This window comes from Bradyrhizobium erythrophlei (genome assembly GCF_900129505.1).
GTDB classification, from domain to species: Bacteria; Pseudomonadota; Alphaproteobacteria; order Rhizobiales; family Xanthobacteraceae; genus Bradyrhizobium; species Bradyrhizobium erythrophlei_D.
In genome coordinates, this window is the sequence record NZ_LT670818.1 from 2,610,145 (window position 1) to 2,635,638 (window position 25,494).

The 25,494-nt window shown below is 62.3% G+C and carries 23 protein-coding genes and 1 pseudogene; 15 read left to right on the forward strand and 9 right to left on the reverse strand.

Annotated features, from left to right (window positions below; all coding sequences use genetic code 11):
• Nucleotide 1 precedes the first annotated feature (1 nt).
• The 10 genes from B5525_RS12260 (at nt 2) to B5525_RS12305 (ending at nt 9,658) form a co-directional block, all read left to right on the forward strand.
• Complete coding sequence (locus B5525_RS12260) at nt 2–2,401, forward strand: N,N-dimethylformamidase beta subunit family domain-containing protein (RefSeq protein ID WP_079566241.1); 2,400 nt, start codon at nt 2–4, stop codon at nt 2,399–2,401.
• A 53-nt stretch (nt 2,402–2,454) separates the two neighbouring features.
• A complete protein-coding gene (locus B5525_RS12265) occupies nt 2,455–3,495 on the forward strand; it encodes a hypothetical protein (RefSeq protein WP_079566242.1) in 1,041 nt (346 codons plus the stop codon).
• 11 nt (nt 3,496–3,506) lie between these two features.
• Nucleotides 3,507–3,800, forward strand: a complete 294-nt coding sequence (locus B5525_RS12270; RefSeq protein ID WP_154073175.1) for a hypothetical protein — start codon at nt 3,507–3,509, stop codon at nt 3,798–3,800.
• A 1-nt stretch (nt 3,801) separates the two neighbouring features.
• Nucleotides 3,802–4,446, forward strand: coding sequence for a tetratricopeptide repeat protein (locus B5525_RS12275; RefSeq protein ID WP_079566244.1), 645 nt, complete (start codon nt 3,802–3,804; stop codon nt 4,444–4,446).
• A gap of 97 nt (nt 4,447–4,543) precedes the next feature.
• Nucleotides 4,544–5,095, forward strand: a complete 552-nt coding sequence (ureE, locus tag B5525_RS12280; RefSeq protein WP_154073176.1) for an urease accessory protein UreE — start codon at nt 4,544–4,546, stop codon at nt 5,093–5,095.
• A gap of 2 nt (nt 5,096–5,097) precedes the next feature.
• Nucleotides 5,098–5,769, forward strand: coding sequence for an urease accessory protein UreF (locus B5525_RS12285; protein WP_079566245.1), 672 nt, complete (start codon nt 5,098–5,100; stop codon nt 5,767–5,769).
• Between the two features lie 12 nt (nt 5,770–5,781).
• Nucleotides 5,782–6,477, forward strand: coding sequence for an urease subunit gamma (locus B5525_RS12290; protein ID WP_079566246.1), 696 nt, complete (start codon nt 5,782–5,784; stop codon nt 6,475–6,477).
• Between the two features lies 1 nt (nt 6,478).
• Complete coding sequence (gene ureC, locus B5525_RS12295) at nt 6,479–8,188, forward strand: urease subunit alpha (RefSeq protein ID WP_079573263.1); 1,710 nt, start codon at nt 6,479–6,481, stop codon at nt 8,186–8,188.
• Between the two features lie 2 nt (nt 8,189–8,190).
• Nucleotides 8,191–8,850: an urease accessory protein UreG gene (gene ureG, locus B5525_RS12300; RefSeq protein WP_079566247.1), complete on the forward strand. Its 660-nt coding sequence runs from the start codon at nt 8,191–8,193 to the stop codon at nt 8,848–8,850.
• A 43-nt stretch (nt 8,851–8,893) separates the two neighbouring features.
• Nucleotides 8,894–9,658, forward strand: a complete 765-nt coding sequence (locus tag B5525_RS12305; RefSeq protein WP_244567877.1) for an urease accessory protein UreD — start codon at nt 8,894–8,896, stop codon at nt 9,656–9,658.
• A gap of 4 nt (nt 9,659–9,662) precedes the next feature.
• Here the strand turns inward: B5525_RS12305 and B5525_RS12310 are convergent, their stop codons facing one another.
• The 4 genes from B5525_RS12310 to B5525_RS12325 are packed head-to-tail and all read right to left on the reverse strand — an operon-like array spanning nt 9,663 to nt 14,677.
• Nucleotides 9,663–10,250 (reverse strand): hypothetical protein, encoded by a 588-nt coding sequence (locus B5525_RS12310; protein WP_079566249.1) that lies wholly within the window; start codon nt 10,248–10,250, stop codon nt 9,663–9,665.
• 2 nt (nt 10,251–10,252) lie between these two features.
• A complete protein-coding gene (locus tag B5525_RS12315; RefSeq protein WP_079566250.1) occupies nt 10,253–13,159 on the reverse strand; it encodes a 2Fe-2S iron-sulfur cluster-binding protein in 2,907 nt (968 codons plus the stop codon).
• Nucleotides 13,156–13,425, reverse strand: a complete 270-nt coding sequence (locus B5525_RS12320) for a sarcosine oxidase subunit delta (protein WP_079566251.1) — start codon at nt 13,423–13,425, stop codon at nt 13,156–13,158. Before B5525_RS12320 ends, B5525_RS12315 begins: the two co-directional genes overlap by 4 nt.
• A 10-nt stretch (nt 13,426–13,435) precedes the next feature.
• A complete protein-coding gene (locus tag B5525_RS12325; RefSeq protein ID WP_079566252.1) occupies nt 13,436–14,677 on the reverse strand; it encodes an FAD-dependent oxidoreductase in 1,242 nt (413 codons plus the stop codon).
• A 188-nt stretch (nt 14,678–14,865) separates the two neighbouring features.
• Here B5525_RS12325 and B5525_RS12330 point away from each other — a divergent pair, with 188 nt between their 5' ends.
• From B5525_RS12330 to glnT, 4 genes are read left to right on the forward strand one after another with little or no spacing between them, the layout of a single operon-like run.
• Nucleotides 14,866–15,759 (forward strand): class II glutamine amidotransferase, encoded by an 894-nt coding sequence (locus B5525_RS12330; RefSeq protein ID WP_079566253.1) that lies wholly within the window; start codon nt 14,866–14,868, stop codon nt 15,757–15,759.
• A gap of 2 nt (nt 15,760–15,761) precedes the next feature.
• Nucleotides 15,762–16,451: a GXGXG domain-containing protein gene (locus B5525_RS12335; RefSeq protein WP_079566254.1), complete on the forward strand. Its 690-nt coding sequence runs from the start codon at nt 15,762–15,764 to the stop codon at nt 16,449–16,451.
• A gap of 48 nt (nt 16,452–16,499) precedes the next feature.
• A complete protein-coding gene (locus B5525_RS12340; protein WP_079566255.1) occupies nt 16,500–17,828 on the forward strand; it encodes an FMN-binding glutamate synthase family protein in 1,329 nt (442 codons plus the stop codon).
• A gap of 35 nt (nt 17,829–17,863) precedes the next feature.
• On the forward strand, nt 17,864–19,171 hold the full coding sequence (gene glnT, locus B5525_RS12345; protein WP_079566256.1) for a type III glutamate--ammonia ligase: 1,308 nt from the start codon (nt 17,864–17,866) through the stop codon (nt 19,169–19,171).
• A 66-nt stretch (nt 19,172–19,237) separates the two neighbouring features.
• Here the strand turns inward: glnT and B5525_RS12350 are convergent, their stop codons facing one another.
• Together B5525_RS12350 and B5525_RS12355 are read right to left on the reverse strand one after the other, a co-directional pair.
• Entirely contained in the window at nt 19,238–19,909 is a 672-nt protein-coding gene (locus tag B5525_RS12350; protein WP_079566257.1) for a helix-turn-helix domain-containing protein, read from the reverse strand.
• 329 nt (nt 19,910–20,238) lie between these two features.
• Nucleotides 20,239–20,700, reverse strand: a pseudogene (locus tag B5525_RS12355) (bifunctional methylenetetrahydrofolate dehydrogenase/methenyltetrahydrofolate cyclohydrolase); the annotation flags it as partial.
• A gap of 151 nt (nt 20,701–20,851) precedes the next feature.
• On the opposite strand from B5525_RS12355, the gene B5525_RS12360 reads away from it, so the two are divergent.
• Complete coding sequence (locus tag B5525_RS12360) at nt 20,852–21,745, forward strand: GlxA family transcriptional regulator (protein ID WP_244568031.1); 894 nt, start codon at nt 20,852–20,854, stop codon at nt 21,743–21,745.
• A 263-nt stretch (nt 21,746–22,008) separates the two neighbouring features.
• On the opposite strand, the gene B5525_RS47170 is transcribed toward B5525_RS12360, so the two are convergent.
• The 3 genes from B5525_RS47170 to B5525_RS12375 form a co-directional block, all read right to left on the reverse strand.
• A complete protein-coding gene (locus B5525_RS47170; RefSeq protein WP_172899862.1) occupies nt 22,009–23,613 on the reverse strand; it encodes an amino acid ABC transporter permease/ATP-binding protein in 1,605 nt (534 codons plus the stop codon).
• A gap of 120 nt (nt 23,614–23,733) precedes the next feature.
• Nucleotides 23,734–24,585, reverse strand: coding sequence for an ABC transporter substrate-binding protein (locus B5525_RS12370; protein WP_244567878.1), 852 nt, complete (start codon nt 24,583–24,585; stop codon nt 23,734–23,736).
• Nucleotides 24,586–24,656: 71 nt separating this feature from the next.
• On the reverse strand, nt 24,657–25,421 hold the full coding sequence (locus tag B5525_RS12375) for a helix-turn-helix domain-containing protein (RefSeq protein ID WP_079566260.1): 765 nt from the start codon (nt 25,419–25,421) through the stop codon (nt 24,657–24,659).
• Nucleotides 25,422–25,494: the final 73 nt, after the last annotated feature.

Consider the following 25,494-nt stretch of genomic DNA (forward strand, 5'->3'; position numbering starts at 1 on the left):
TATGTCTTGGATGAAGATTACCGGTTACGCCGACAAATTCGGCGTGCATCCCGGCGACACCATCAAGTTCTTTGTCAATTGCGACGGTCCGAGCGAATACCAGGCCGAAATCGTCAAGATGATCCATGGCGACACCAATCCGCGCGGACCAGGCTTCATGGAGGAGCCGATAGCGGCGGCTTGCAACGCAACCTATAAGGGCGTCAAGCAGGAGATCTACAGCGGTTCCTACGGCTTTGTGGCCGATAAGCCCCAATTTCAGCTCGAGAGCGTGACTCTGCAGTGCTGGATCTGGCCGACGACTCCGAAGACCCATCCGAAATACTGGAAACACGGTGCGCAAGGCCTGGTCACCAAGTGGTGCGACGGCAAGGGCTACGGCCTTTTTCTGAACGAAGACGGGTGTATCGAATTTCGCGTCAACGATCAGGTGATAACCACCGCGGCGCCGGTTCGCGACCACGCATGGCATTTTGTCGCGGCGTCCTTCAATGCGGCGACCGGTGAGGCGACGCTTTATCATGAGCCGCAGATTGTCTATGCGCTCGATCCCGAGATCCCGCCGGTCACCAAGAAGCTGTCCGGCAAGCCGTCCTACGTTCCGGGTGCGCCGACTGTAATCGCCGGCTATTGCGGCAGCATCAGCGGTGCTCCCGAAGCCAAGGCTTCCGTGCCGCCGGGTGTTCTGATCAAGGGTCATTACAACGGCAAGATCGACTCGCCGCGCATCTGCAATCGTGCGCTCAGCCGGCTCGAAATCGAGACCATGAAGATGGGCGCGCAGCCCGGCTTGTCCGAGCGCCGCAACTCCGGCCCGTCCGGTAAACTCTCGGAGGCGATCGTGGCGTCGTGGGATTTCGGCGACGGCATCAACACGCTGATCGGCAAAGACACGGGTCCTTATCTGTTCAATGCGACGATCGTGAATTGCCCGACCCGTGCCATGACCGGCTATAATTGGGAAGGACAGATCTTCGACTGGAAAAATGCACCGCAGCAGTACGGCGCGATCCACTTCCACGATGACGATATCGACGATGCACGCTGGTCGACCAGCTTCGAATGGACCGTTCCCCAGGGCACCAGCAGCAAATTCTACGCCGTGAAGCTGACCACGAAGGACGGGGATGAAGACTATATCCCGTTCTGGGTGGTGCCACACGTCGGCGAGGAAACCGCGAAGATCGCCTTCATGGTGCCGACCATCAGCTACATGGCCTACGCCAACGAGCATCTGGCCAACAACGCCGGCGGCGCGGAACTCCTTGTTTACCGGGTTCCGATCATGCAGCAGCAGAACATGTTCCTGTCGGAGCATCGTGAATACGGCGGTTCGATCTACGACACCCATACCGATGGCAGCGGTCTCTGCCTCTCATCCAGGCTGCGGCCGATCCTGAGCATTCGGCCGAAATACGATCACTTCCTGGCACAGGCGCCGTGGCAGTATCCGGCCGATTTGCATATGATCTATTGGCTCGAGAAGATGGGGTACAACTACGACGTAATCACCGACGAGGACGTCACGTATGACGGGCTGGCGCGGCTGGAAAACTACAACGTGATCATCACCGGCTCGCATCCGGAGCACAATTCCGGACCGCAGCTCGATGCCATTCACAACTACATGCAACGCGGCGGACGCTTCATGTACATGGGCGCCGACGGCTGGTACTGGGTTCACTCGTATCATCCGGCGTATGACGGCAAAGGTCGCGGTATCGTCACCGAGATGCGGCGTTGCGAATCCGGCATCCGCACCTGGCGCGCCGATCCCGGCGAATACTATCACCAGGGCACGGGCGAACTCGGCGGTATGTGGCGCTTCCGCGGCCGCTATCTGCACACCATTGCCGGAACCGGCATGTCGTCGGAAGGCTTCGATATCTCGACCTATTACTCCCGCACACCAGAGAGCAATGACGCCCGTGTGGCGTGGGCGTTCGAAGGCATCACCTACGACGAGAAGCTCGGCAACTTCGGCCTCGTGGGTGGAGGCGCGGCGGGCACCGAACTCGATATCGTCGACACCATGCTGGGTAGTCCGCCCCACACGCTGGTTGTGGCGACGTCGGCGGGCCGCCATACCGAAGGTTATCTGCTCGTGATGGAGGATTACGGCTTCAATCAGCAGGGGCTCGACGGCACGCAACATCCGCGCGTTCGATCGGATATCGCGTATCACGAAACCCCGAACGGCGGTGCCTCCTTCGCGTTCTCGTCGATCGCGTTCTGCGGTGCGCTTCCCTGGAACAATGGCGACAATAATATCTCGAAGCTTGTCGGCAACGTTCTGAACCGTTTCATGGCCGATGGTCCGCTGCCGGCGCCGCCGGTCGAAGCGATCATGCACCGCGGGCGAGCGGACTACGATCAGCCGATGAACAAGGCGCGCAAGTAAGGATCAGGCGTCCGGGCGGTGGCCCGGACGCAGTATTCTCCTGGAAAAAGCACATGCTGGCTCATCCCGATTTCAGCTTCACGGACGGAGGGGTCGACCTCCAGGCGGCAGAGCTTTACGCAGCCTGCCGGCTGTCGTTCGGACTCGCGACCACCTTGCCGCGCCGCGCCTACACCTCCGAGGTCTTTCAGGATCTCGAGAACGAGAAAGTCTGGAGCCGGACCTGGGTCTGCGTCGGCTCGGTTCATGAGATAGCCAACGTCGGCGACCTGCTGCCGTATACGGTCGGACAGCACGCGATACACGTTCAGCGTCAGCAGGACGGCAGCCTGATCGGCCGCTTCAACAAGGCGCAGCACGGCGGCTGCCGCTCCGTTCCGGCCCAGTGCCGCGCCGGCAGAAAAACGAAATGCTCATATACGTCCTGCGGGTATAGCCGCGACCGCGAGGTCATCCCCGGCAGTGTGCTCGGTGAGACGGCGGCTCTCATGGGCCAATATCTCGGCGGAGTGCCGGAGCGGCTTTTGCCGGTACGGCTTCGGGTTGAAGCCGGCTATATTTTCGCAAACATCGATCCCAGCCCCGACAGCACGGCCGAACCTCCCGCCGTATCAGCCAACGGCATTTCCGGACGCAGGGAGGGATTCTGGCGCGTGCATCGGTCGAATTGGAAGCTTGCCGGTGCAAGCCTTGTCGATGTCGCGCGTACCGACGTCAACGGCGGCGCGCTCAATCTGGTCGAGGCGGAGTGGCATTTTCCGAACCTGGTACGGATCAGTTCGCAAAACGCGATGGCGTCGGTGATTTTGCAGCCCATAGCCACGGACGAGACGCTATGGCGAGTCTCGCTATTTGCGTCCCCGGGGTCCGGAAAATGCGAGGCTGCGCGCGGCAGGCTGCTCAAGCTGATCGATCGCGCCGCGGCGCGGGCGGAGGCGAGCCAGAATGAAATCCAGCTGGCATCGACCGACAGCCTGGATGAGACGACGCGGGCCGGCTGGAACTTCAATCAGGAAATCGTCGAGCACATCACCCGCCGTCACTCGGCTTACTGGAATGTCCCGCTCGTCGATGCAGCTTTGACGGCCCGATAATGATTCTGAGCGTGCAGCAGGTAAAATACGAATTTCTTGCCTACATCAAGGAGTTCGATCCGAGCTTCGGCAATTGGTATGTCGGCATCTCGGATAACCCCAAGCGCGAGCTGTTCGAGACGCACGCTGTCCGCGACGAAGGCGATCCCTGGCTCTACAAGCAATTGCTGACGTTTCGCGCGGCGCGAACGGTTCAAGCCTATTTCATCGAACATCTGAAGACCAAGGGGCAGGTCCCGGCCTCGGATTCCGAGGATTTCGATTGCGTCTATCTCTACAAGATCAACCAACATACACGGCAGTAGCATGAGTACCCTGGCTGAAGCGGAAGCGGCGTTCCTGCAACGCGACTACACCCGTGCGAAGGATATCTGGACCAGACTGCTCCGGACCGGCGACGCTTCGGCGAGCGCCTGGCTCGGCGCATTGTATGCGAACGGCCTCGGCGTCGAGCCGGACGCCGCCACGGCCTTCGGGTACTATCTCGGCGCTGCCGAGGCCGGCAATCTCCTGGCCGCAAACAATGTCGCGGTAATGTACTGGCGCGGTCAGGGCGTGCCGGCAGACCCGGAGCAGGCCTGTTCCTGGTTCAAGCGGACGGCAAGCGAAGGCGACGTCTTCGCGCAGTTCAACTATGCCACGGCCCTGAGCAAGGGGTTGGGCGTCGCCATCGATCTTGCGGAAGCATTGACATGGTTTCGTCGCGCCGCGGAGGCTGGTCATTACCTGTCGCAGGCGCGGTTGGGGCACTGCTACGCCAGGGGCATCGGCACTCCCGTGGACCGGATCGAAGCTTTCGTCTGGCTTTCGTCGGCGAGCCGGCACGGCGTCAACGTGGCGACAAACGATCTGAAGAATCTATTGCAGGATATGAGCGAGGCGGAGAAAGCCGCAGCGGCGGAGCGCCTGCCGCCGCTGGCGGGAAAGATTCCCCTTGTCGCGGCCTTATGATACTGTGTCGCAGCGCGCAAACGCTGGCGGCGTGCTCCTATTGGACTTATGAACGATAAGTCCGCCGTCGGACGCGCATGCAGGAGCTGAAATGACAATGCCGACGGTGACCGAGGCAACGTTGCGGGTGAGTCATGTCTTGGGAAGCTGGCTGGACCCGGCATTTCATGACAGGATTCACGCGCTCGAACATCGCGACGCCGTCGATGTCGTGGTCGTGCATCAGGTGGATCTCGCCCGACGCCGCTTCTTGGCGAAGTCCCGCAGGGGTGTCGAACTGGCTATCGCATTGCCACGCGAGGAACGTCTTTTCGACGGAGCAATACTTCTCCTCGAGGAGGAGCGGGCCATCATCGTTCGCTCGGAAGCCGAGCGCTGGCTGCGGCTGGAGCCACGCTCGACCGCCGATGCAATCGAGCTCGGCTACCAGGCCGGCAACCTGCACTGGCGAGTGCGGTTCGACGGGGACGTTCTGCTGGTCCCGCTGGAGGGCCGGCCGGAAGACTATGCCGCGCGGCTCGAGGACCTGATTTCGAGCGGGCGCGTCAAGATGAGTACTTTCCTGGCGGACGCCGGAGCGAGCGGTCCTGGAAGCCGCCATACCCATGAACATGCCGGTCGCCATCATCACGATAGCGGAGACGCCTGAGCTTGCTGGCGCTGCTCCACACCATCTGGCAGGCTGACGGAACGTTTCCGAGCGGATCGTTCGCGTTTTCCTACGGGGTGGAAGGCGCTGCAGCTCTGGGGCGCGTCAGCGACAAGACGTCGCTGCTGTCGCTCGTGGCAACGATATTGCAGTTCCGCTGGGCGACCTTCGATCGTGTGGCGCTGCTGCAGGCCTATCGCGCGTCCATGGACTTATCGAAGGTCGCGCGGATCGACCACGATGTGGAGGCCAGCACTTTCGGGGATTCGATGCGTACGGGCTCGCGAAGGAACGGCGGATCGTTTCTGGCATCGCATAGCGCCCTCGGCAATGATGCGGCCACGGCGCTGAGGCTTTGCGTTCGACGTAAGGAGTGCCTCGGCCATATCGCGGTCATGCAGGGTGCCGTATGGCCGACGCTGGGCATGGATGAGCGGCTGGTCCAGTTCGCGTCCGGGTACATGACCGCAAGCGGAATTGCCTCTGCCGCGGTGCGGCTGGGCGTGGTCGGCGCATTGCAGGCGCAGGGCGTCGTCAGCGAGGCTCTGCCGCTAATCGAGACCCTGGTCGCCCGCGAGGTGCCCGAGGACGCCCGGCTGTCGAGTGGCTTGCCTTTCCTGGACATTGCGTCGGCGCGGCAGGCGCAGGCCAGCCTGCGGCTGTTCGCCAACTGAAGGAGATCGACAATGCTTTTGACTCCAACGGAGATGGAGCGTCTGACGATCTTCACCGCGGCGGAACTGGCGCGGCGGCGCTGGGCCAAGGGACTGAAGTTGAATTACCCGGAAGCGGTCGCCATCATCACCGACGAGATCCTTGAAGGTGCGCGCGAGGGCCGCTCCGTCGCCGACCTGATTGGCTACGGTTCGACGATCCTGTCGACGGCCGACGTGATGTCGGGGGTCGCGGCGATGATGCATATTATTCAGGTGGAGGGGGTGTTTCCGGACGGCACGAAACTCGTCACCGTCCATGAGCCAATTCGTCCGCCGAAAGGCGCGGAGGCGGATTCGGAGCATCCCGGCGAAGTCATTGCAACGCCGGGACAGATCGAACTGAACGCGGGCCGCGAGCGAATCACCCTGACCGCCACCAACACCGGTGACCGGCCGGTGCAGATTGGATCGCATTACCACTTCTTCGAGGTCAACAAATCGATGGAATTCGATCGGGCGGCGGCCTTCAACAAGCGGCTGGATATTCCGGCCGGGACGGCGGTGCGTTTCGAGCCCGGCATTTCGAAGGAGGTGACGCTGGTATCGTTCGGCGGAGAACAACACCTGTCCGGCCTCAACAACCTGACAAATGGTGCCGCGAGCGATCCTGCGGTCCGGGCAGCCGCAATCGCTGCCGCAAAGGCGCGTGGATACAGGGGCGCGTGAGATGGTGACGATCAATCGGAAGGACTACGCGGCGCTCTATGGCCCGACAACGGGGGACTCCGTGCGGCTTGGCGATACGTCGCTTGTCGCGGTGGTCGAGAAAGACCATGCGGTCTACGGCGACGAGTGCCTTCACGGCGGCGGCAAGACGCTGCGTGATGGAATTGGCATGGCCGGGATCACCAGCGCCCAGGGCGCGCTGGATTTTCTGTTGTGCAACGTGCTGCTGATCGATCCGGTGCTCGGCATCGTGAAGGGCGACCTCGGCATTCGCCACGGCCGTATTGTCGGATTCGGCAAGGCCGGGAACCCGGCGATCATGGACAATGTTGATCCGCGCCTGATCGTTTCAACGGGAACGACAGTTCGCGATTGCGAGGGCTTGATCGCAACTCCCGGAGCGATCGACGTCCACGTCCATTTCGACAGTGCCGGCCTGGTCGAGCACGCGCTCGCGAGCGGGATCACGACGATGATCGGCGGATCCCTCGGCCCGATCACGGTCGGTATCGATTCAGGCGGCCCCTTCAACACCGGCAAGATGCTGCAGGCGGCCGAGGCGTGGCCGATGAATTTCGGGTTCCTCGGGCGAGGCAACGCGCATCGCGAGGCGCCGATGATCGAGCAGCTCGAGACCGGCGTGATGGGACTGAAGCTGCACGAGGATTGGGGCTCGATGCCGGCCGCGATCGACACCTGCCTGCGGGTCGCGGACGAATACGACTTTCAGGTTCAAATCCACACCGATACTCTGAACGAGTCCGGATTTGTCGAGAACACGCTGGAAGCGATCGGCGAGCGTACCATTCACATGTACCACACGGAGGGCGCCGGTGGCGGCCATGCACCGGACATCATCCGCGTGGCGGGCGAAGCAAATTGCCTTCCGTCGTCGACCAACCCGACCAACCCCTACACCATCAATACGTTCGACGAGCACCTCGACATGACGATGGTGTGCCATCACTTAAATCCGGCAATTCCCGAGGATGTTGCCTTCGCGGAGAGCCGCATCCGCGCCCAGACCATCGCAGCCGAGGACGTCCTGCACGACATTGGCGCCATTTCCATGCTCGGCTCGGACAGCCAGGGAATGGGCCGCATTCACGAGGTGATCTGCCGGACCTGGCAGCTGGCGTCCAAGATGAAGGATCAGCGGGGCCCGCTGCCTGAGGACAGGCCGGGCCTCGGCGACAACGCGCGCATCCAGCGTTATATCGCCAAATACACCGTCAATGCGGCGAGGACCTTTGGCATTGCCGACCACGTGGGCTCGCTCGAGGATGGCAAGATTGCCGACATCGTGATCTGGCGTCCCGCCTTCTTCGGAATCAAGCCCGAGCTTGTCATCAAGGGAGGCTTCATCGCGTGGGGCGCGATGGGCGACAGCGCCGCATCGCTGATGACCTGCGAGCCGATTCTGATGCGGCCGCAGTGGGGATCGTACGGTCGGGCGCCGTCTGCGCTCTCCGCCTGCTTCGTGCATCCGCTCGCGATCGAGGCGCGCCTGGGCAATACGCTCGGCCTGTCGAAGTCCTTGCTGCCGGTACGGGGTACGCGCAAGCTCAGCAAGCGCGACATGCTGTGGAATGACAATTGCCCGAGAATCTCGGTGGATCCAGAGACCTTCGAAGTGTTCGTCAACGATGTACTCGCGACATGTGAACCGGCGCGGGAATTGCCGCTCGCCCAGCGCTATATGTTGAGGTAACCATGGGTTCGCTGACCACCGTGCCGAACGAGATACCGGTCGCCTCCGCGGCGCGCGTCGGCATCGGCGGCCCCGTAGGCTCCGGCAAGACCGCGCTAATCGAGGCGCTGATCCCGGAATTGCAGCGGCGCGGCATCGACTTTGCCGTCGTCACCAATGATCTCGTCACCAAGGAAGACGCCGAGAGACTGAGGCGATCCGGTCTGATCGATCCCGCGCGGGTTTCCGCGGTCGAGGCGGGGGCATGCCCGCACACGGTGATCCGCGAGGATCCGACCCTCAACATCGCCGCCGGTGACGATCTCGAGGCGGCGTTTCCGGGGCTCGAACTTATCCTGTTCGAGTCCGGTGGCGACAATCTGGCGTCGACGTTCTCGCTCGACCTCGTCGATTGGTGGATGTTCGTGATCGACGTCGCGGGCGGGGATGATATCCCGCGCAAGCGGGGCCCGGGCCTGCTCCGAAGCGACCTGCTGGTCGTCAACAAGGTGGATCTGGCCCCTTACGTCGGAGTCAATCTCGAAGCGATGCTGGCGGAGGCCCGCGCCGTGCGCGGTCAGCGGACCGTTATCGCCACCAATGCCCGTTCAGGTGTGGGAGTAGAGGCCGTCGCCGATGCAATTATCGCCGCAGTCCTTTTCGGTGCAAAGCCCCGGGCGTGAGGCGAGAGCCTGGATCGGAGTTGATGTAGCCGGCGGGCGTACCGTGATCCGGCGCCAGCACGTAGGCTATCCCTTGCATGTGACGCGCGGGTTTTATCTCGACAGCGGCCGGCCCGATCTGTTGACCCTTTACCTGCAGTCGGCGTCGGGCGGGCTTTATGCCGGCGATCGTCTCCAGTTCGATATCTCGGTGTCGGAGGGTGCCGCGTTGTGCGTGACCACACAGGCCTCCACGGTCGTGCACAACGGCAGGGGCATCGGCTCGCTGCAGCGACAGATCATCGATGTCGGCGCGGGTGCCCTCTGCGCGCTTGTTTGCGATCCCTATGTGCTGTTTCCGGGCGCGCAACTCGCGGTCAGGACCATTGCCTCGGTGGCCGAGGACGGTGTCTTGATTTTCATTGACGGGCTAACCTGCCACGATCCGACGCAACGAGGCGGGCTGTTCGCGAGCTATGCAAGTTCACTGCAGGTGGTTCGGCCGGACGGCCGGCTCCTGTTGTCGGACGTGGGCGAGTTGCCTGGGACCAGCGTGGGAGAAGCCGGTGGTCCGCTCGGCGGCTATGCCGCAGCCGCCACCGTAACCATCATCGGACCGTCGTTCCGGCTGCCTGACCCGCGCGCGCTCGAGCAGGGGGTAAGCGATACTGGCTGTCTCGCCGGCGCGTCCGCGGCGCCCAACGATGCAGGTCTGGTGATGCGGATGCTCGCACACGGCGGTGGCGAACTGATGCGTGGTCTGGAAGCTGCGTTTCACCTCGCCGGAAGTGCTGCCGCGGGGACAGCATTGGCGCGCCGTCGGAAGTGAACGTTCAACTGGAGCTTCTGCGTGTGATTGGCAACGGCGCCAGTACGCTGGCGTCCGTCATGCTGCCGCCGAACTCTTCGGCAGCATCCTCCAGGCACGCCAGCAGGTAGACCGCGGAGGCGCTGTCCGCCAGCGCGTGGTAAGTCAGGCGATCCTCGACATCGGCGCGCAGAACGATCGCGTTGAGCCGTGCGACCGAGGTTTGGGCAATGGAGAGGTCGTCGAACCGGTGTGGCCGAAAGTCGATTGCGCATAGCTTGGAAAACATATCGGGAGCGGCCTCGCCCTGAACGGCGAACCAGGCGTGGCTGTGGCGACGTGGCATCGGGTAGGTTCGCTCGCCGTCCTCGATTCGCCAATCGGCCTCGAGCTTGGCGAGCGCTGAATCGTCGCCATCGCCTGCGCCGAGAAGAAAGACCTCGCTTGCCGCCAGCACCAGACACAGCGAGCCATTGGCCTGCCGAAACGCGCGGTTCGGCTGGTTTTCGACGACCATGCCGCGCTTTTGCATCGCCGAAAGCGTGCCGCGGCCCTTGAAGCCGAGCCGGGGCCGTTCCGACAGGTCGATGATGGCAAGCCGGGAAGTAGCCAAGCTCACATCTCCTGTCGCTTGTTGTCGGGATCGTAGAACGGCGTCGGTACGACCTCGGCGTCGACCATGCGTCCGCCGTCGATCCGGACCTGGAACCGCGACCCCACGGCACTGCGCGAGACGGGCAAATAGGCAAGGCCGATCACCTTGTTCAAGGTGGGCGACAGCACAGCCGAGGTGACCCGGCCAACAATGTCTCCGCCCTCGATCACCAGATGATTTTCCTTCGGGCAGGGCGCGTTCCGGTCGGACAGCATAAAGCCGGCGAGCACGCGGCCGACGCCTTTGGCGATCTGCATGTCCACCGAGCGCTTGCCGAGATAGGCAGGTTTCGTCTTCGACAGCGCCCATGTCATTCCGGCTTCCGCAGGATTCGTCAGGCCGTCGGTATCCTGGCCGACGATGACGTGTCCTTTCTCGAGCCGAAGCACGCGCTGGGCCTCGAGGCCGAACGGCTTGATGCCGAATGATCTTCCGGCTTCGACGAGGAGGTCCCACAACTTGCCGCCAAACCCCGAGGGGCAGTGAATCTCAAACCCGGCCTCGCCCACGAAGCCGACGCGCAGCACGCGAACGGGAATGTCGGCGAGACGGCCGCAGCGCACAGCAAGATACGGGAACGCCGTGGAGGAAAAATCGATATCGCTCTCCAGTCTCTCGATCACGGACCGTGCCTTCGGACCTGCGATATTGATGCCGGCATAGGCCGCAGTGACGTTGGCGATATCGACGTCGAGCTGCCACTGCTGATTCCAGAATCCCATCAACCGGTAGACCTGCTCGACGGCGCTGGTCGTCGCCGTGACGTAGAAGTGCTGATCATGCAGGCGGCATGCGACGCCGTCGTCGATGACGACACCGCTCTCATCGGTCAAGAGCGCGTAGCGCGTGCGCCCCACGGGCTGCTTCAGAAAATTGAAGGTATAGATGCGATCGACGAAGGCCGCCGCGTCGGGGCCGCGAATGTCGAGGCCGCCCAGCGTCGACACGTCGATGATGCCGACATTCTCGCGCACGGCCCTGACCTCGGCGACGATCGCCACCGCGCTCTCCTCCTTCGGGCCGTAATAGGCCGGCCGCATCCACAGCCCCGCCGCCATCATGCGGGCGCCCAGCGCCAGATGCCGGTCGTGCATTGCCGTGAGCCGGGTCGGCTCATAGCCGCGTCCCGCTAGATGGCCGAACTTCTCCGGCACCAGCGGTGGCCGGAACGTCGTGGTGCCGACCTTCTGGATGTCGCGACCGGTGGCCCGCGCCACCATGCGTATGGTGTTGAGATTGGCATGGCGGCCCTGACTGGGGCCAAGCCCGGCGGTGGAGTAGCGCTTGACGAGCTGGATGTCGTCATAGCCGTCGTGCACGGAATCGGTGATGTCGCGCGTGCGCAAATCTTCGTCGAAATCGATGAAATCCTTGCCGCCGGGGGATTCGGTGATTGGCCAGGGATAGGTAATATCCCTTGCCTTTGCGTCTTCCGCCGCCGCGGGCGGAGCGGTACCCCGGCCAAGGGCCGCCATCGCGGCAGCACGTCCGACCTGCTCGCCATGATCGCCGGCAAGGGCTTCCGACCAGATCCCTGCGACCGATCCAGCCACGTGTACGCCTGCGGGCAGATCTGTGGCGCGATGCATCGCGATGGTGGGATCGTAGGCGACTTTCGCGCCGGTGTGGCAAGCGAGGTTGATCGCTGGCGCGTACCCCGCGCTCATTAGCACCAGATCGCATTTGATCCATTCGGAGGGGCCGCGCCTGTCCTGGTCCAGGATCGACGCAATCGCGACGGCCTCGACGTGACGGCGGCCCTTCGCGGCGACGAGGGTGGTGTTCGGTACGATGCGAATGCCGCGCGCCTTGGCCGCCGCGCGGTCACTGTCGTCGGTGCTTTTCCTGAGATCGACGATGGCGGCGACCTCGATCCCGGCGTCAAGCAGGTCGAGGGCTGCGTCATAGCCGAAGCGGTTGGCCGTCGCGATCACGGCCCGGCTGCCGGGCCTGACGCCATACAGCCGCATCAGTCGCTGCGCGGCATCGGCGAACATGATGCCGGGAAGGTCGTTCCTGGCAAACACGAGCGGCTGATCATAGCCGCCGGTCGCAAGCACGGTTTGTTTCGCTCGGATCTTGTGGAGGCGATTGTCCTTCAGCGCCGACGCCCAATTGTCGACAAAGAGGCCGCTGACCGTCGTGTCCGACATGATCCGCAGATTGGGGATGCGCGACGCGCCTGACAGCAAGCTGAGCCGCTTCATCTCGGCTTCGGCACGGCCGCCCTGCATCCGTCCGAACAGCAACGATCCGCCCGGTGCCGGCCACTCGTCGATCAGCAGGACCTCTGCGCCGGACTCGGCCGCCGCGATTCCGGCGTTGAGGCCCGCAGGACCGCCACCGACCACCAGCACGTCACAGAACAAATGCTGCTTGTCGTAATGGCCGTGACGCGCTTTCGGGTCGAGCGTCCCCAGTCCCGCCAGCGCGCGGATCGGCCGCTCGAACAGCCGCCATGCGCCATGCGGGCGGAAGAAGGTCTTGTAGTAGAATCCGACCGGCAGGAAGCGGGAGAACAGGCCGAGCACCGCGAGCCAGTCGAAATCCAGTCGGCCCATACGATTGATCGAGGTCACTGCGAGACCCGGTGCGATTTGGCGCCGGTCGCCGCGAACATTCGGCTCGGTGCCGACCTGCACCATCGTATTGGAATCATGGCCGGCCATGGTCAGGACACCACGCGGCCGATGGTATTTGAACGATCGCGACAGCACATGGCGTCCTGATGCCATCAGTGCGCTGGCGACGACGTCACCGGCAAATCCCTGATGCGACGCGCCATCGAAACTGAACGTCACAGGTTGCGCGCGATCGAGCAGCAGTCCCCAGCCGTCCGCCGGCAATCTCGCACTGTCAACGGTCATGATTTGCGTTCCGAAAAATAATCCGCAGGACTCCTGGTCCACAGAATCTCATCGGTGATCCGGTTGCGCCGGGCGATGAACCAATTGTTGCTGGGTGCATGGATCCACCACTCGTCGACTTCGCCGGCGAGGTTGTCCTCGATGAAGAGATAGCTGGTCCATTCGTGGTCCGAACAGGCCGGATCGGGCGCGCTCTTGACGTCGCCCATCCAGACGAATTCGTCGATGTTGCGCGGGCCGTTGAGGGGGCAGTGCATGATTTTCATGGATGTAACTTCAATGTCCGACCGAGGCGGCGCCCTTTTCGCCGACCAGGTCGAAACTGTGGAAGCGATCGAGCGCGAACGGCTTGAGGAGGTCGGGCTGGCGGCCCGTCGCGACGCATTCGGCCATGCGGAAGCCGCACACCGGCGTCGCCTTGAAACCCCAGGTACCCCAGCCGGAGTCGATGTAGTAGTTCTCGACCGGCGTCAGTCCCATCACCGGCGAGAAATCCGGGGTCATGTCGGCGATCCCGCCCCATTGCCGCAGCACGCGCAGTTCGGCCATGAAGGGAAACAGCTCGAGCATGTGGGCCATGAGGCCCTCCTTGAAGTCGAGGGTTGAACGCGATCCGTACAGACCATAGGGGTCGGTCGACCCGCCCATGACCATTTCGCCGCGCGCGCTTTGCGAGATGTAGACGTGCAGCGAGCCGGAGACGACGATCTGGTCCAGGATCGGCTTGACCGGCTCGGAGACGCAGGCTTGCAGCGGAATCGTCTTGATCGGCAGGCGAAAACCCGCAAGCGCCGAGACGCGGCTCGATGAACCGGCGACGGCCTGGATGACCTTACCGGCATGGATGGTGCCCCGGTCGGTTTCGACGCCGATGGCCCGATTGCCCTGCTTCAGGATTCCGGTCACCTCGGTGCTCGGGTGTACTTCGACGCCGTGCGCCATCGCCCCCTTGGCGTAACCCCAGGCCACTGCGTCGTGCCGCGCCAGCGCACCGGGCGGGTGATAGAGCGCGCCGAGGATGGGGTAACGAACCTCTTCAGACATGTTCAGGGTCGGGCACAGGCGGCCGACCTCGTCGGCGTCGATCACCTCGGAGTCGACGCCGAGATGCTTGTTCACTTCGGCGCGCCAGCGCGCGGTGCGCATCGCGGCGTCGGTGTGCGCGAGCGTAAAATGCCCGCGCTCCGAATACATGATATTGATGTCGACCTCTTCGGAGAGCCCGCGGAACAGTTCGACAGATTCCTTGTAAAAGGCGACGCCTTCCGGCGTGAGATAGTTGGCACGGATGATCGTCGTGTTGCGCGCGGTGTTGCCGCCGCCCAGCCACGCCTTGTCGAGCACGGCTATATTTCTTATGCCGTGACGGCTTACGAGATAATACGCGGTGGCAAGCCCGTGTCCGCCGGCGCCGATGATGATGACGTCATAATTCTTCTTGAATTCCGGCTGCCAGCGAAGCTGCGGTGCATCCCGGCGACCGGGATTGAGGCCGTATTTTAAAAGGGCGAGTGGCAAGGGACGGGCTCCGCGAGGGGCTTCGCCGGGGAGCCTTTTTGCGGCGTCCCGGCCAGGACGGGGTTGAAATTGCCTCACCCCGCATACTTTCTCAAGAGGAAATATTATTTATTGGTATTGAAATCGGGGCCGGCCCTTGGTAAAGATCGTTCATCGTAACGCGCGCGACGGGACAAGGACAGATTGCGATGTGTGGAATTGTCGGATTGTTCATCAAGGACAAAGCGCTGGAACCGCAGCTTGGTCAGCTGCTCTCGGTGATGCTGGCGACGATGTGCGATCGCGGTCCGGACAGTGCGGGCTTTGCCATCTACGGAAGCGGCGAGGCGGGACTTGCTAAAATCACGGTGCAGTCGCCGAATCCTGCGATATTCAACGGGCTGGACTCCGCGCTTGCCGGCGTGCTCGGAGTCAAGGTGACCATGACGACAAAGGATACCCACGCCGTGCTCCGGCTCGACGGCGGACTGACGGACAAGGCGCGCGAAGTGCTGCGCGAGAAATTCCCTGAGCTCCGCGTGATGGGGGTGGGCGAGCGCATCGAGATCTACAAGGAGGTCGGCTACCCCACCGAGGTGTCGGACCGCTTTGGCCTTCCGGACATGACAGGTTCGCACGGCATCGGCCATACGCGCATGGCGACCGAATCGGCGGTGACCACGATGGGCGCGCATCCTTTTTCAACGGGGGTCGACGAGTGCCTCGTGCACAACGGGTCGTTGTCGAACCACAACAATCTGCGCCGCGACCTCAAGCGCGAGGGTAAGATCTTCGAAACCGAGAACGATACCGAAGTCGCCGCTGCCTATCTCACCGCGCAGATGGACAAGGGCCTGAGCCTCGGTGATGCCCTGGAAAAGAGTCTCGACGATCTCGACGGCTTCTACACTTTCGTCGTCGGCACGCGCGACGGTTTCGGCGTGCTGCGCGACCGCATCGCCTGCAAACCGGCTGTGCTGGCCGAGACCGATCGCTACGTTGCCTTCGGTTCCGAATACCGCGCGCTGGCCGGGTTGCCCGGCATCGAAAGCGCCAGGGTCTGGGAGCCTGAACCCGCGACTGTGTATTTCTGGGAACGCTGATCATGCCGACAGTTGATCTGGCGACCACTGGCCTGCGCGAACTCAATCAGGCGCTCCACGGACTGTGCGAGGGCACCAATGAAACGCACTGGGAAATCCTCAACCCCCGGGGAGCCCACGCGGTCGCGGTCGGAGTGAACGCGCCGGCGGAAATCGCCGTCCAGGGGAGCGTCGGCTATTATTGTGCCGGCATGAACCGGCAGGCCAGGATCACGGTGCAGGGTTCGGCCGGACCGGGCGTCGCCGAAAACATGATGTCGGGCGAGGTTATCGTGAAGGGCGACGCCAGCCAGTATGCCGGCGCCACCGGCAAGGGAGGCCTGCTGGTGATCGAGGGCAACGCCTCGTCACGATGCGGTATCTCGATGAAAGGCATCGATATCGTCGTCAAGGGCAATATCGGCCATATGTCGGCCTTCATGGCCCAGACCGGGAATCTGGTGGTCTGCGGAAATGCTGGCGAGGCGCTCGGAGACTCAATCTACGAAGCGCAGCTGTTCGTTCGCGGTTCGGTGAAAAGCCTCGGCGCGGACTGCATCGAAAAGGAGATGCGGCCCGAGCACGTCGAGTTGCTGACCCAGCTTCTTGCGCGGGCGAGCATCACCGATGTGAAGGCCCGGGATTTCAAACGCTATGGCTCGGCCCGCAAGCTCTACAATTTCAGCGTCGATAACGCGGACGCCTACGGCTGAACGGCCCGAATTTTGCAACCCTATTCTAGGTCAACAGGCGCTCCACGAATGTCCTACGTCAATCCTCCGACCGTTCCTCGGAAATCGGCAACTTTCGATGATTACACACTGTCCGAAATCCGCCGCGCGGCAACGACCGGGATTTACGACATTCGCGGCGGGGGTGCGAAGCGAAAGCTGCCGCATTTCGACGACCTGCTGTTTCTGGGGGCGTCGATGTCGCGCTATCCGCTCGAGGGATATCGCGAGCGATGCGATACCGACGTCGTGCTCGGCTCCCGCTTCGCCAAGAAGCCACTGCATCTGAGGATTCCGATCACCATTGCCGGCATGAGTTTCGGTTCGCTGTCGGCGAATGCGAAGGAAGCGCTGGGGCGCGCCGCGACCGCGGCGGGCACCTCGACAACGACCGGCGATGGCGGCATGTCGACCGAGGAGCGCGGACAATCGCAGACGCTGGTCTACCAATACCTGCCGTCGCGCTATGGCATGAACCCGGAAGACCTGCTCAAGGCCGACGCCATCGAGATCGTGATCGGGCAGGGGGCCAAGCCCGGCGGCGGCGGTATGCTGCTGGGACAGAAGATCACCGATCGCGTCGCAGCGATGCGGACGCTGCCGAAGGGCATCGATCAGCGCTCCGCATCGCGTCATCCCGACTGGACCGGGCCGGACGATCTCGAGATCAAGATCCTCGAGTTGCGCGAGATCACCGACTGGGAAAAGCCGATCTTCATCAAGGTCGGCGGCTCGCGGCCGTATTACGACGTCGCGCTGGCGGTGAAGGCGGGCGCCGATGTCGTGGTGCTGGACGGCATGCAGGGCGGTACCGCCGCGACACAGGAAGTGTTCATCGAGAATGTCGGACTGCCGACGCTGGCCTGCATTCGGCCCGCAGTTCAGGCGCTGCAGGATCTCGGCATGCACCGCAAGGTTCAGCTCATCATCTCGGGCGGCATTCGCAATGGCGCCGACGTGGCAAAGGCGCTGGCGCTCGGCGCGGACGCGGTGTCGATCGGCACGGCGGCACTGGTCGCGCTCGGCGACAATGACCCCATGTACGAAGCCGAGTACCAGAAGCTCGGCACCTCCGCGGGGGCCTATGATGACTGGCACGAGGGCAAGGACCCGGCTGGAATCACCACGCAGGATCCCGAACTGATGGCGCGGCTCGATCCGGTTCTCGCCGGTCGCCGCCTTGCCAACTACCTGAAAGTCATGACGCTGGAAGCGCAGACCATCGCGCGCGCCTGCGGCAAGAGCCACGTGCACAATCTGGAGCCGGAGGATCTGTGCGCGCTAACCGTTGAAGCCGCCGCGATGGCACGCGTGCCACTCGCCGGGACCGATTGGATCCCGGGGCGCGGAGGCTTCTAACGATCTCGCTAACATCAAACGAAAGAGATGGCGTCGTGTCCAAAGATCTGGCTCTGATCGCGAAAGAACGCGGTATCCGCTACTTCATGATTTCCTTCACCGACCTGTTCGGGGCGCAGCGTGCGAAGCTGGTGCCAGCGTCGGCGATATCGGAAATGCAGAAGGACGGTGCCGGCTTTGCCGGTTTCGCGACCTGGCTCGACATGACGCCGGCGCATCCCGACATGTTCGCGATGCCGGACGCCGCCGCGGTGGTGCAACTGCCATGGCGCAAGGAAGTGGCCTGGGTGCCCGCCGATCTGGTGATGGAGGAGAAGGCGGTCGCGCAGGGACCGCGCACCATCCTGAAGACCGTCGTCGCCAAGGCCGCACAGCAAGGCCTGCGGGTCAAAACTGGCGTTGAAGCCGAATTCTTTCTCATCGAGGCCGACGGCGCCGGCATTTCCGACTTGAAGGACAATGCCAGCAAGCCCTGTTACGACCAGCAGGCGCTGATGCGGCGATACGATGTCATCGCGGAAATCTGCGACTACATGCAGGAGCTCGGTTGGCACCCGTACCAGAACGATCATGAAGACGCCAACGGCCAGTTCGAGATGAACTGGACGTTCGATGATGCGCTCGTCACCGCGGACCGCCATTCGTTCTTCAAGTTCATGGTGCGCTCGGTCGCGGAAAAGCATGGCCTGCGCGCCACGTTCATGCCGAAGCCGTTTCCCGGTCTCACCGGTTCGGGGTGCCACGTTCACGTTTCGGTTTGGGATGAGGCAGGCTCGTCCAACAAGTTTCACAGCGACGACGATGAAATGGGACTGTCGCCGCAGGGATACAATTTCCTTGGCGGCATCATGAAGCATGCCGAGGGCATCGCCGCGATTACCAACCCCACCGTCAACAGCTACAAGCGTATCAATGCGCCGCGCACCGTATCGGGCGCGACATGGTCGCCCAACAGCGTGACGTGGACCGGCAACAACCGCACCCACATGGTGCGGGTGCCGGGCAAGGGACGTTTCGAGCTGCGCCTGCCGGACGGCGCCGCGAATCCATATCTGCTGCAGGCTGCCATCATTGCGGTCGGACTCGAGGGGATCAGTTCGAAGGCGGATCCCGGAAAGCGCCTCGATATCGACATGTACGCGCTGGGCCACACGGTGCAGAATGCGCCGAAATTGCCGCTCAACCTGCTGGACGCGTTACGCGCCTTCGACCAGGATAAGGAATTGAAGGCGGCCCTCGGCAACGAGTTCTCGGAAGCGTATCTCCGGCTGAAGCACCAGGAATGGAACAGCTATGCCGCGCATTTCACGCAGTGGGAAAGGGACGTAACGCTGGACATCTGAAACCGCCTTCGATCAAGGCGGCAGCGCACGGCAGGGCCCCCTCGCGCGGCTCATCATCCGATTCGGTCAGCTACGCCGTGGATAGATGATAATCGACAAGTACGTCATCGGCGCCTTGATCAATTCTTCGGGGCCGTGGCGCCCGGCTGCGTCGAAGAACAGGGAGTCGCCGGGTTCCAGGACGTAGCTGCGATCGGCATGGCGATATCGCACCTTGCCTGTCAGCATGTAGATGAACTCGACCCCGGCGTGCCGGAAGTCGATATAGGGTTCGGCATCGGCTTTGAGCGTGATGAGATAGGGCTCCACCGTGACCTCGCCACCGAGCGAATGTCCAAGCAGATCGTACATATGGCCGGCCTTGGTGCCGCGCCGTTCGATCCTCACGCCGGTTCCCGCCTTGACGAAGGAGCAGTCGCGTTGCTCGCCGGTCTCGCGAAACAGTCCGGCGATCGGAACGTTCAACGCCTTCGCCAGAGCCGACAGCGTGGAAAGAGAAGGAGAGATCGAGCCGTTCTCGATCTTCGAAAGCATGCCGGTCGAGATACCGGAAGCCACGCCCAATTCCGAAACGGTCAGGTCGAAGCTTTTTCGAAGCCGCCTGACCTCGGCGCCGATCTCGGATTCGAGGGTTGGCGTGGCGTCTTTCGGCGCGGACGAGCCCGTCAGAAGAACGCTTTCTCTTTTTGTCGGCGAAGCAACGGCTTTCCGACGTTGAACGACGGCTTTCTTCACCATCTTGATCCCCTAAAATCGAATGTCCCGGATGCGGCCGCATCGTTCGATGTTCCCCAAAGTGCTATCTTATTGTTTCCTGTAAAGAAATATGAATTGTGACGTCGTCCCCACACGTTGCAATGGCCATCGGCAGATTTGGCCGATCAGCCCCATGCGGACAGCCCCGCAGCCGCAGTCGCTGCGCGATAATTGGGCGCCGGCCGTCAGGAAGCTTGCCGAGCCCTCGGCCGGCCGATCGGACCGCACGACCGCCGCAGCCGACGCATCAAGGCGCCCGTGCGGCGGAGCCTACTTCGAAGCTCGCGCTGCCCGGCGGTTGCACGCCTCGTTCAGCCGCGACGGGCCACCGCCGCATCGACGGAATTTCCGAGCAGGCAAGCGATGGTCATCGGCCCTACGCCGCCGGGAACAGGCGTGATCGCCTCGGCGATATCGAGGGCCTCGGCGAATGCGACGTCACCAACGAGCCGCGTCTTCCCCGCGCCATCCGCAACGCGGTTGATGCCGACGTCGATGACGATCGCGCCGGGCTTGATCCAGTCTCCGCGGATCATCGCGGGCCGTCCGACGGCGGCGACCAGGATGTCTGCCATGCGCACGAGGGCCGGCAGGTCGCGGCTTTTCGAGTGGGCGATAGTGACCGTGCAGTTCTCTTTAAGCAGAAGCTGGCACATCGGCTTTCCGACGATGTTCGAGCGTCCGACGATGACGGCATTCAAGCCGGACAGGTCGGCGCGAACCGATTTGAGCAATATCATCCCGCCGAGCGGGGTACAGGGCACGATGCCTGGTCTTTAGAAAAATTGTTGATCATGGAGAAACTTACGGTGTAAAAGCCCCTTATGCTTGCCGCCGAGCGACGATCTCATGCCCAGAAGCGACAATACGGATAAGTTTGCTGGCCGGACGCTCGGGCTATTTCTGATCGACGGGTTCGCGTTGATGTCGTATGCGACGGTCATCGAACCGTTTCGGGCCGCGAACAATTTGGCGGGGCGCCAGCTCTACCGTTGGACGCATATCTCGGTCGATGGCCGTCCCGTATGTGCCTCCAACGGTGCAAGCGTACTTGCGGATCGCGCGGTCGGAAGGCCGCTTGCGTGCGATACGCTGTTCGTTTTCGCAGGCGGCGACCCGGCTGCATTTTCCGATGTCAAGACGTTTGCCTGGCTCAGGCGTCTCGCTCGCTCGAACGTGCGGCTCGCAGGAGTTTCCGGCGGCCCATTTCTTCTCGCGCGCGCAGGGTTGCTCGACGGCTACCGGGCAACTATCCACTGGATTCACCGGCCAGCCTTCCTCGATGCGTTTCCGACCCTTGCGATCGAGCCGAGCCTGTATGTGATCGACAGGCGGCGGCTTACCTGCGCGGGCGGAACCGCCGGCCTTGACCTTGCGATCGAGCTTATCGAGCGGGAACATGGTCACAAGCTTGCTGCCGACGTGAGCGAATGGTTCATCCGTACCGAGCCGCGTGCCGCCCATAAATCCCAACGGCTGAGCCTGCGGGAGCGTGTCGGTATCAGCGATGACCGCGTTCTGAAGGTTCTGGCGGAAATGGAAGCCAGGCTGGAAGAGCCTGCGGACCGGAGACAGCTGGCGAAGCTCGCCGGGCTGTCGCTGCGTCAGCTCGAAAGGCTTTTTTCCGCAGCTTTGGGCGAGACGATAGGCGAATGTTATCTCCGCATCCGCCTCGAAGAGGCCGCTGAACTGCTGCGCAACACGGGTATGACGATAACGGCTGTCAGTGTCGCCTGCGGATTTCAGAACGGCAGCCACTTTTCGCGCGCATTCAAGGCACGCTTCGGGAGGCCGCCAAGCGCGCAGCGACGCCGGTAGTCCAGGTTGGCGAAAAGAAGCACTCGGCGCAAACAGAATGATCTCGATAGCGACCGAGGCGTTGTCTGGTTATCTGGGCGCGCACTGCCGACTACCTGGAGCACATGCGATGCTCTTGGTCAGCTATTGCAATTATGGTGTGGACTCGACCAGTTGCCGCGCGGCGACCGCGGTCGATCGGTGCTGCTCCAACAATCGGGGCCTCCGCGCTGTCAGGTCGGCATCGCGATTGCCGGTCATAAATGATTTGCTTCGTCGATTGGTCAGGCCAGCGACGCCGCCGGTTCTTCGCTCTGCCGAATGAGGTTCAGAAAACGGCGCGTGCGGTCCTTGCGCGGATTGTCGAGCACTTCGGCAGGTGGGCCTTCCTCGACAATCGAACCTTCGTTGAAGAAAACGATGCGATCTGCCACATCTCTGGCGAAACGGATCTCATGGGTGACAATGATCATGGTCATGCCAGCTTCCGCGAGACTTCGGATGACGTTCAGCACTTCGCCGACGAGTTCCGGATCCAGCGCGGACGTGGGTTCATCAAACAGCATCAGGCGTGGCCTGACGGCGAGAGCACGGGCGATTGCCACGCGCTGCTGCTGGCCACCGGACAAATGCTGCGGCAGATGGTCGGCGTGGGTGGAGAGTCCGACAATTGCGAGCAGCCGGCGCGCCCGCGCTTCAGCCTCCGCAGGCGGTACATTGTGGACCCGGATCGGTGCCTCCATGATGTTCTCGAGCGCAGTCAGATTGCTGAACAGGTTGAACTGCTGGAACACCATGCTCACGCCGACCTCCGCACGCGCCTTGGCGCGCCCCGATGTCGGTTTCATCCGCCCGTTTTCCCTCACATAACCGACATAACGGCCGCCGACCTTGATCTCACCCTGATCGACGGATTCGAGATGGTTGATGAGACGCAGCAGCGTGCTCTTGCCCGAGCCGCTCGGCCCGATGACTGCTACCACCTCGCCGGGCTGCACGGCCAGGCTCACGCCCTGCAACACGTCCCGATCGCCATAGGCTTTCCACACATTGACACAGGACAGAAAGGCGCTGCTCTGCTCGGCCTGAATTTCGCGCACGGCCGGAATGAGTTCGCGCACCGCCTCAACACGGGAAGCGGGAAGAGAGATAGCGATCGGGACGGTACAGGAGACGGGTTCGGGCGGGGTCGATGACCCGAACACCAGCCCGCGCCCGCCTTTCTTTACCCGAATTTCGGGGTCCAGCCTGCGCTCCAGCAGCATCTGAACCCCGGATATCAGGCTCGTCAGCAGCAGATAGATCATCGCTGCGCCCGCGAATACGGTGAAGAACTTGAAATTCTGCCCGACAATTTGCTGGGAGCGGAAAGTAAGCTCGTTGACGAAGATGACCGAAGCGACCGACGTCATCTTGAGCATGCCGATCGTATCGTTGGCAAGCGCGGGAAGGATGGCGCGCATGGCCTGCGGCAGCACGATGCGGCGCAATGTGAGTAGCGGGCCCATCCCAAGCGAGGATGCCGCGATCGCCTGCTGCGGGTTGACCGACAATATGCCTCCGCGAATGATCTCTGCCGCGAAGGCTGCCTGGTTCAGCGAGAATCCAATGACGGCAGTGCTGAAGCTGCCGAATTTGAGCCCGATCAGCGGCAGCGCGTCGAAAATGAAGACAAGCTGGAGCAGCAGCGGCGTGCCGCGCATGAGCCATGTGTAGAACCAGGCAAACGAGCTGATGACCCTGAATTCGGACATGCGCATGAGCGCGAGCAGGAGTCCCAGCGTCAAGCCGATGGCCATCGAGAGCGCCGTGATCTGGATTGCCAGCACGGCTCCGGCCCACAGAAAGCCGGACGTGAAGTATTCCGCGACTTCGGCAGGCCAGCTCATCGATACGCTCCGGTCTGGAAGATGAAAAACATGATTGCCGTGGAGCGGCGCCATCCTGGCGGATGAATTGAACGGGCGCGCGACTGCCGGGGCGTATCGCGCGCCGCGTTCCGCCGGGCCCTATTTCGTCTTCAGTTCGGCGGCCAGTTCGAGCGCGGGATCGACGCCATATTTGGCGAAGATCGCCTTCTGACCGCCGGACGCCTGCACCGCTTTCAGGCCGTCCAGCAGAGCGGAAGACAGCACGTCATTGCCCTTCTTGATGGCAATGCCAATTTGAAAGCCGCTGATCACGCCATAGGCGCGCTCATAAACGGTCGGATTATCAGCGACGGTACGGTCGACCAGCGCGAGGTCAGTGAGCATGATGTCGGCGCGCTTGTTGGCAACGAGCCGGAAGCCGGCCGCATGGTCCGGATAGGTCATGACCTCCACGGTCGGCTTGCCGGCCGCAACACACTCTTCGCCGAGTTTTTTCATCTGGGCCTCCTCGACCGTGCCAAGGCCGGTCGCGACCGTCTTGCCGCACAAATCGTCGCTGGACTTGATTCCGCTCGGATTGCCCTTTTGCGTGATCGCACCGGTACCGGCCTTCATATAGACGATGAAGTCGCCCTGCTGCACACGCTTCGCGTTGTAGTAGAGATAGAACATCAGATCGATCTGTCCTGCGATGACCGCGGGAAAAAGTCCGGACCAGGCCGCTGGCTTGATCTCGTACTTCACGCCGATGCAGTCGAAGACGGCCTTGGCGAGTTCGATATCCGATCCGGTCAGGGTTTGGGTTGCAGGGTCGAGGCTTGCATAGGGCGGGGTCTGTCCGTCGGCACCCATCTGCAGCGTCTTGCCCGCGAGGGCCGGGTATTTTTCAGCAATTTTCGCCGGCTCGCAGGCCGGGGTCTGCGCGGAAGCCGGGAGGGTGAGATAAAGACCGGCAGAAATAAGCGTGAGGCAGGCGAATGCTAAGCGCAATTTGATATCTCCATCTTTCACATGATCCGATACGCGGAAGGCTTGTTCGGGCGCTTCATTCCCTTGCGGCATTATTTTGGCTTCCCGGGTCGCCGAGGACGTCGCTTCTTCGGCGTTGCTGTCTCGTGTTGGCGGCTGTTCGGCCTTCGTTGAAGATCCTCGCCGTCCGGCGGTCTTGCGACGATCCGGCCCGGGCGAACTGCCGGGTGCATGAATTGCTCGATGGGCGCGGAAACGGCGCCACGAGAATTGCAGGAGACTGACAAGAGGTGAGCGCAGCTATCGCCTACCGAGACATAAATGTGTCTCATATTGCTGTCGAAATAGGCGCTCTCTCCGGATCTTACGCGGAACGGTTCGTATTGATCGGTGTGGATCTCGATCTCTCCGCTGATCACGTAGACGAGTTCTTCGCCTTCATGCTGGCTCCAGTGCTCGAACTCATTGTGCGAGCGGGCCTTCACCCACATTTCCAGCGGAATCATGCTCTTGCGCGAGATTTCACTTGCGTGCGCGAGATAGTCGTACTGCTCGGTCGAGAACGGTACGGCCTCGCCCTGTGATGTCTTGGTTTTCCGTCCGCTGACGCCGATTTTCGGACCCGGCGTGACAAACTGTTCGAGAGCAATTCCCAGACCTTCACAGATTCGTATGACCACGTCGAAGGAGGGTGAGACCTCTCCTCGTTCGATCTTGGACAGGTTCGAGATGGAAACCCCGGTACGCTCGCCGACTTCGGCCAGCGTGAGACCGATTTCCTGACGAACAAACCGCAGCCGCTCGCTGATTGCATGCGCCGAAGACGGCGTCGTCCGCTGCGTCTGGAGTTTTGCCATGGATGCTCCGAATGCCCGGCTCTATTTGCCTCAAGCGAAGATAATTTCACTTTCAGGAAAAATCAACTTGATT

Excerpts from the sequence above, each read along its gene's own strand:
- B5525_RS12260 (WP_079566241.1), top strand. The coding sequence starts at position 2 with ATGTCTTGGATGAAGATTACCGGTTACGCCGACAAATTCGGCGTGCAT.
- B5525_RS12265 (WP_079566242.1), top strand. The coding sequence starts at position 2,455 with ATGCTGGCTCATCCCGATTTCAGCTTCACGGACGGAGGGGTCGACCTC.
- B5525_RS12275 (WP_079566244.1), top strand. The coding sequence starts at position 3,802 with ATGAGTACCCTGGCTGAAGCGGAAGCGGCGTTCCTGCAACGCGACTAC.
- ureE (WP_154073176.1), top strand. The coding sequence starts at position 4,544 with ATGCCGACGGTGACCGAGGCAACGTTGCGGGTGAGTCATGTCTTGGGA.
- B5525_RS12290 (WP_079566246.1), top strand. The coding sequence starts at position 5,782 with ATGCTTTTGACTCCAACGGAGATGGAGCGTCTGACGATCTTCACCGCG.
- ureC (WP_079573263.1), top strand. The coding sequence starts at position 6,479 with ATGGTGACGATCAATCGGAAGGACTACGCGGCGCTCTATGGCCCGACA.
- ureG (WP_079566247.1), top strand. The coding sequence starts at position 8,191 with ATGGGTTCGCTGACCACCGTGCCGAACGAGATACCGGTCGCCTCCGCG.
- B5525_RS12315 (WP_079566250.1), bottom strand. The coding sequence starts at position 13,159 with ATGACCGTTGACAGTGCGAGATTGCCGGCGGACGGCTGGGGACTGCTG.
- B5525_RS12320 (WP_079566251.1), bottom strand. The coding sequence starts at position 13,425 with ATGAAAATCATGCACTGCCCCCTCAACGGCCCGCGCAACATCGACGAA.
- B5525_RS12330 (WP_079566253.1), top strand. The coding sequence starts at position 14,866 with ATGTGTGGAATTGTCGGATTGTTCATCAAGGACAAAGCGCTGGAACCG.
- B5525_RS12335 (WP_079566254.1), top strand. The coding sequence starts at position 15,762 with ATGCCGACAGTTGATCTGGCGACCACTGGCCTGCGCGAACTCAATCAG.
- B5525_RS12340 (WP_079566255.1), top strand. The coding sequence starts at position 16,500 with ATGTCCTACGTCAATCCTCCGACCGTTCCTCGGAAATCGGCAACTTTC.
- B5525_RS12350 (WP_079566257.1), bottom strand. The coding sequence starts at position 19,909 with ATGGTGAAGAAAGCCGTCGTTCAACGTCGGAAAGCCGTTGCTTCGCCG.
- B5525_RS12360 (WP_244568031.1), top strand. The coding sequence starts at position 20,852 with ATGTCGTATGCGACGGTCATCGAACCGTTTCGGGCCGCGAACAATTTG.
- B5525_RS47170 (WP_172899862.1), bottom strand. The coding sequence starts at position 23,613 with ATGAGCTGGCCTGCCGAAGTCGCGGAATACTTCACGTCCGGCTTTCTG.
- B5525_RS12375 (WP_079566260.1), bottom strand. The coding sequence starts at position 25,421 with ATGGCAAAACTCCAGACGCAGCGGACGACGCCGTCTTCGGCGCATGCA.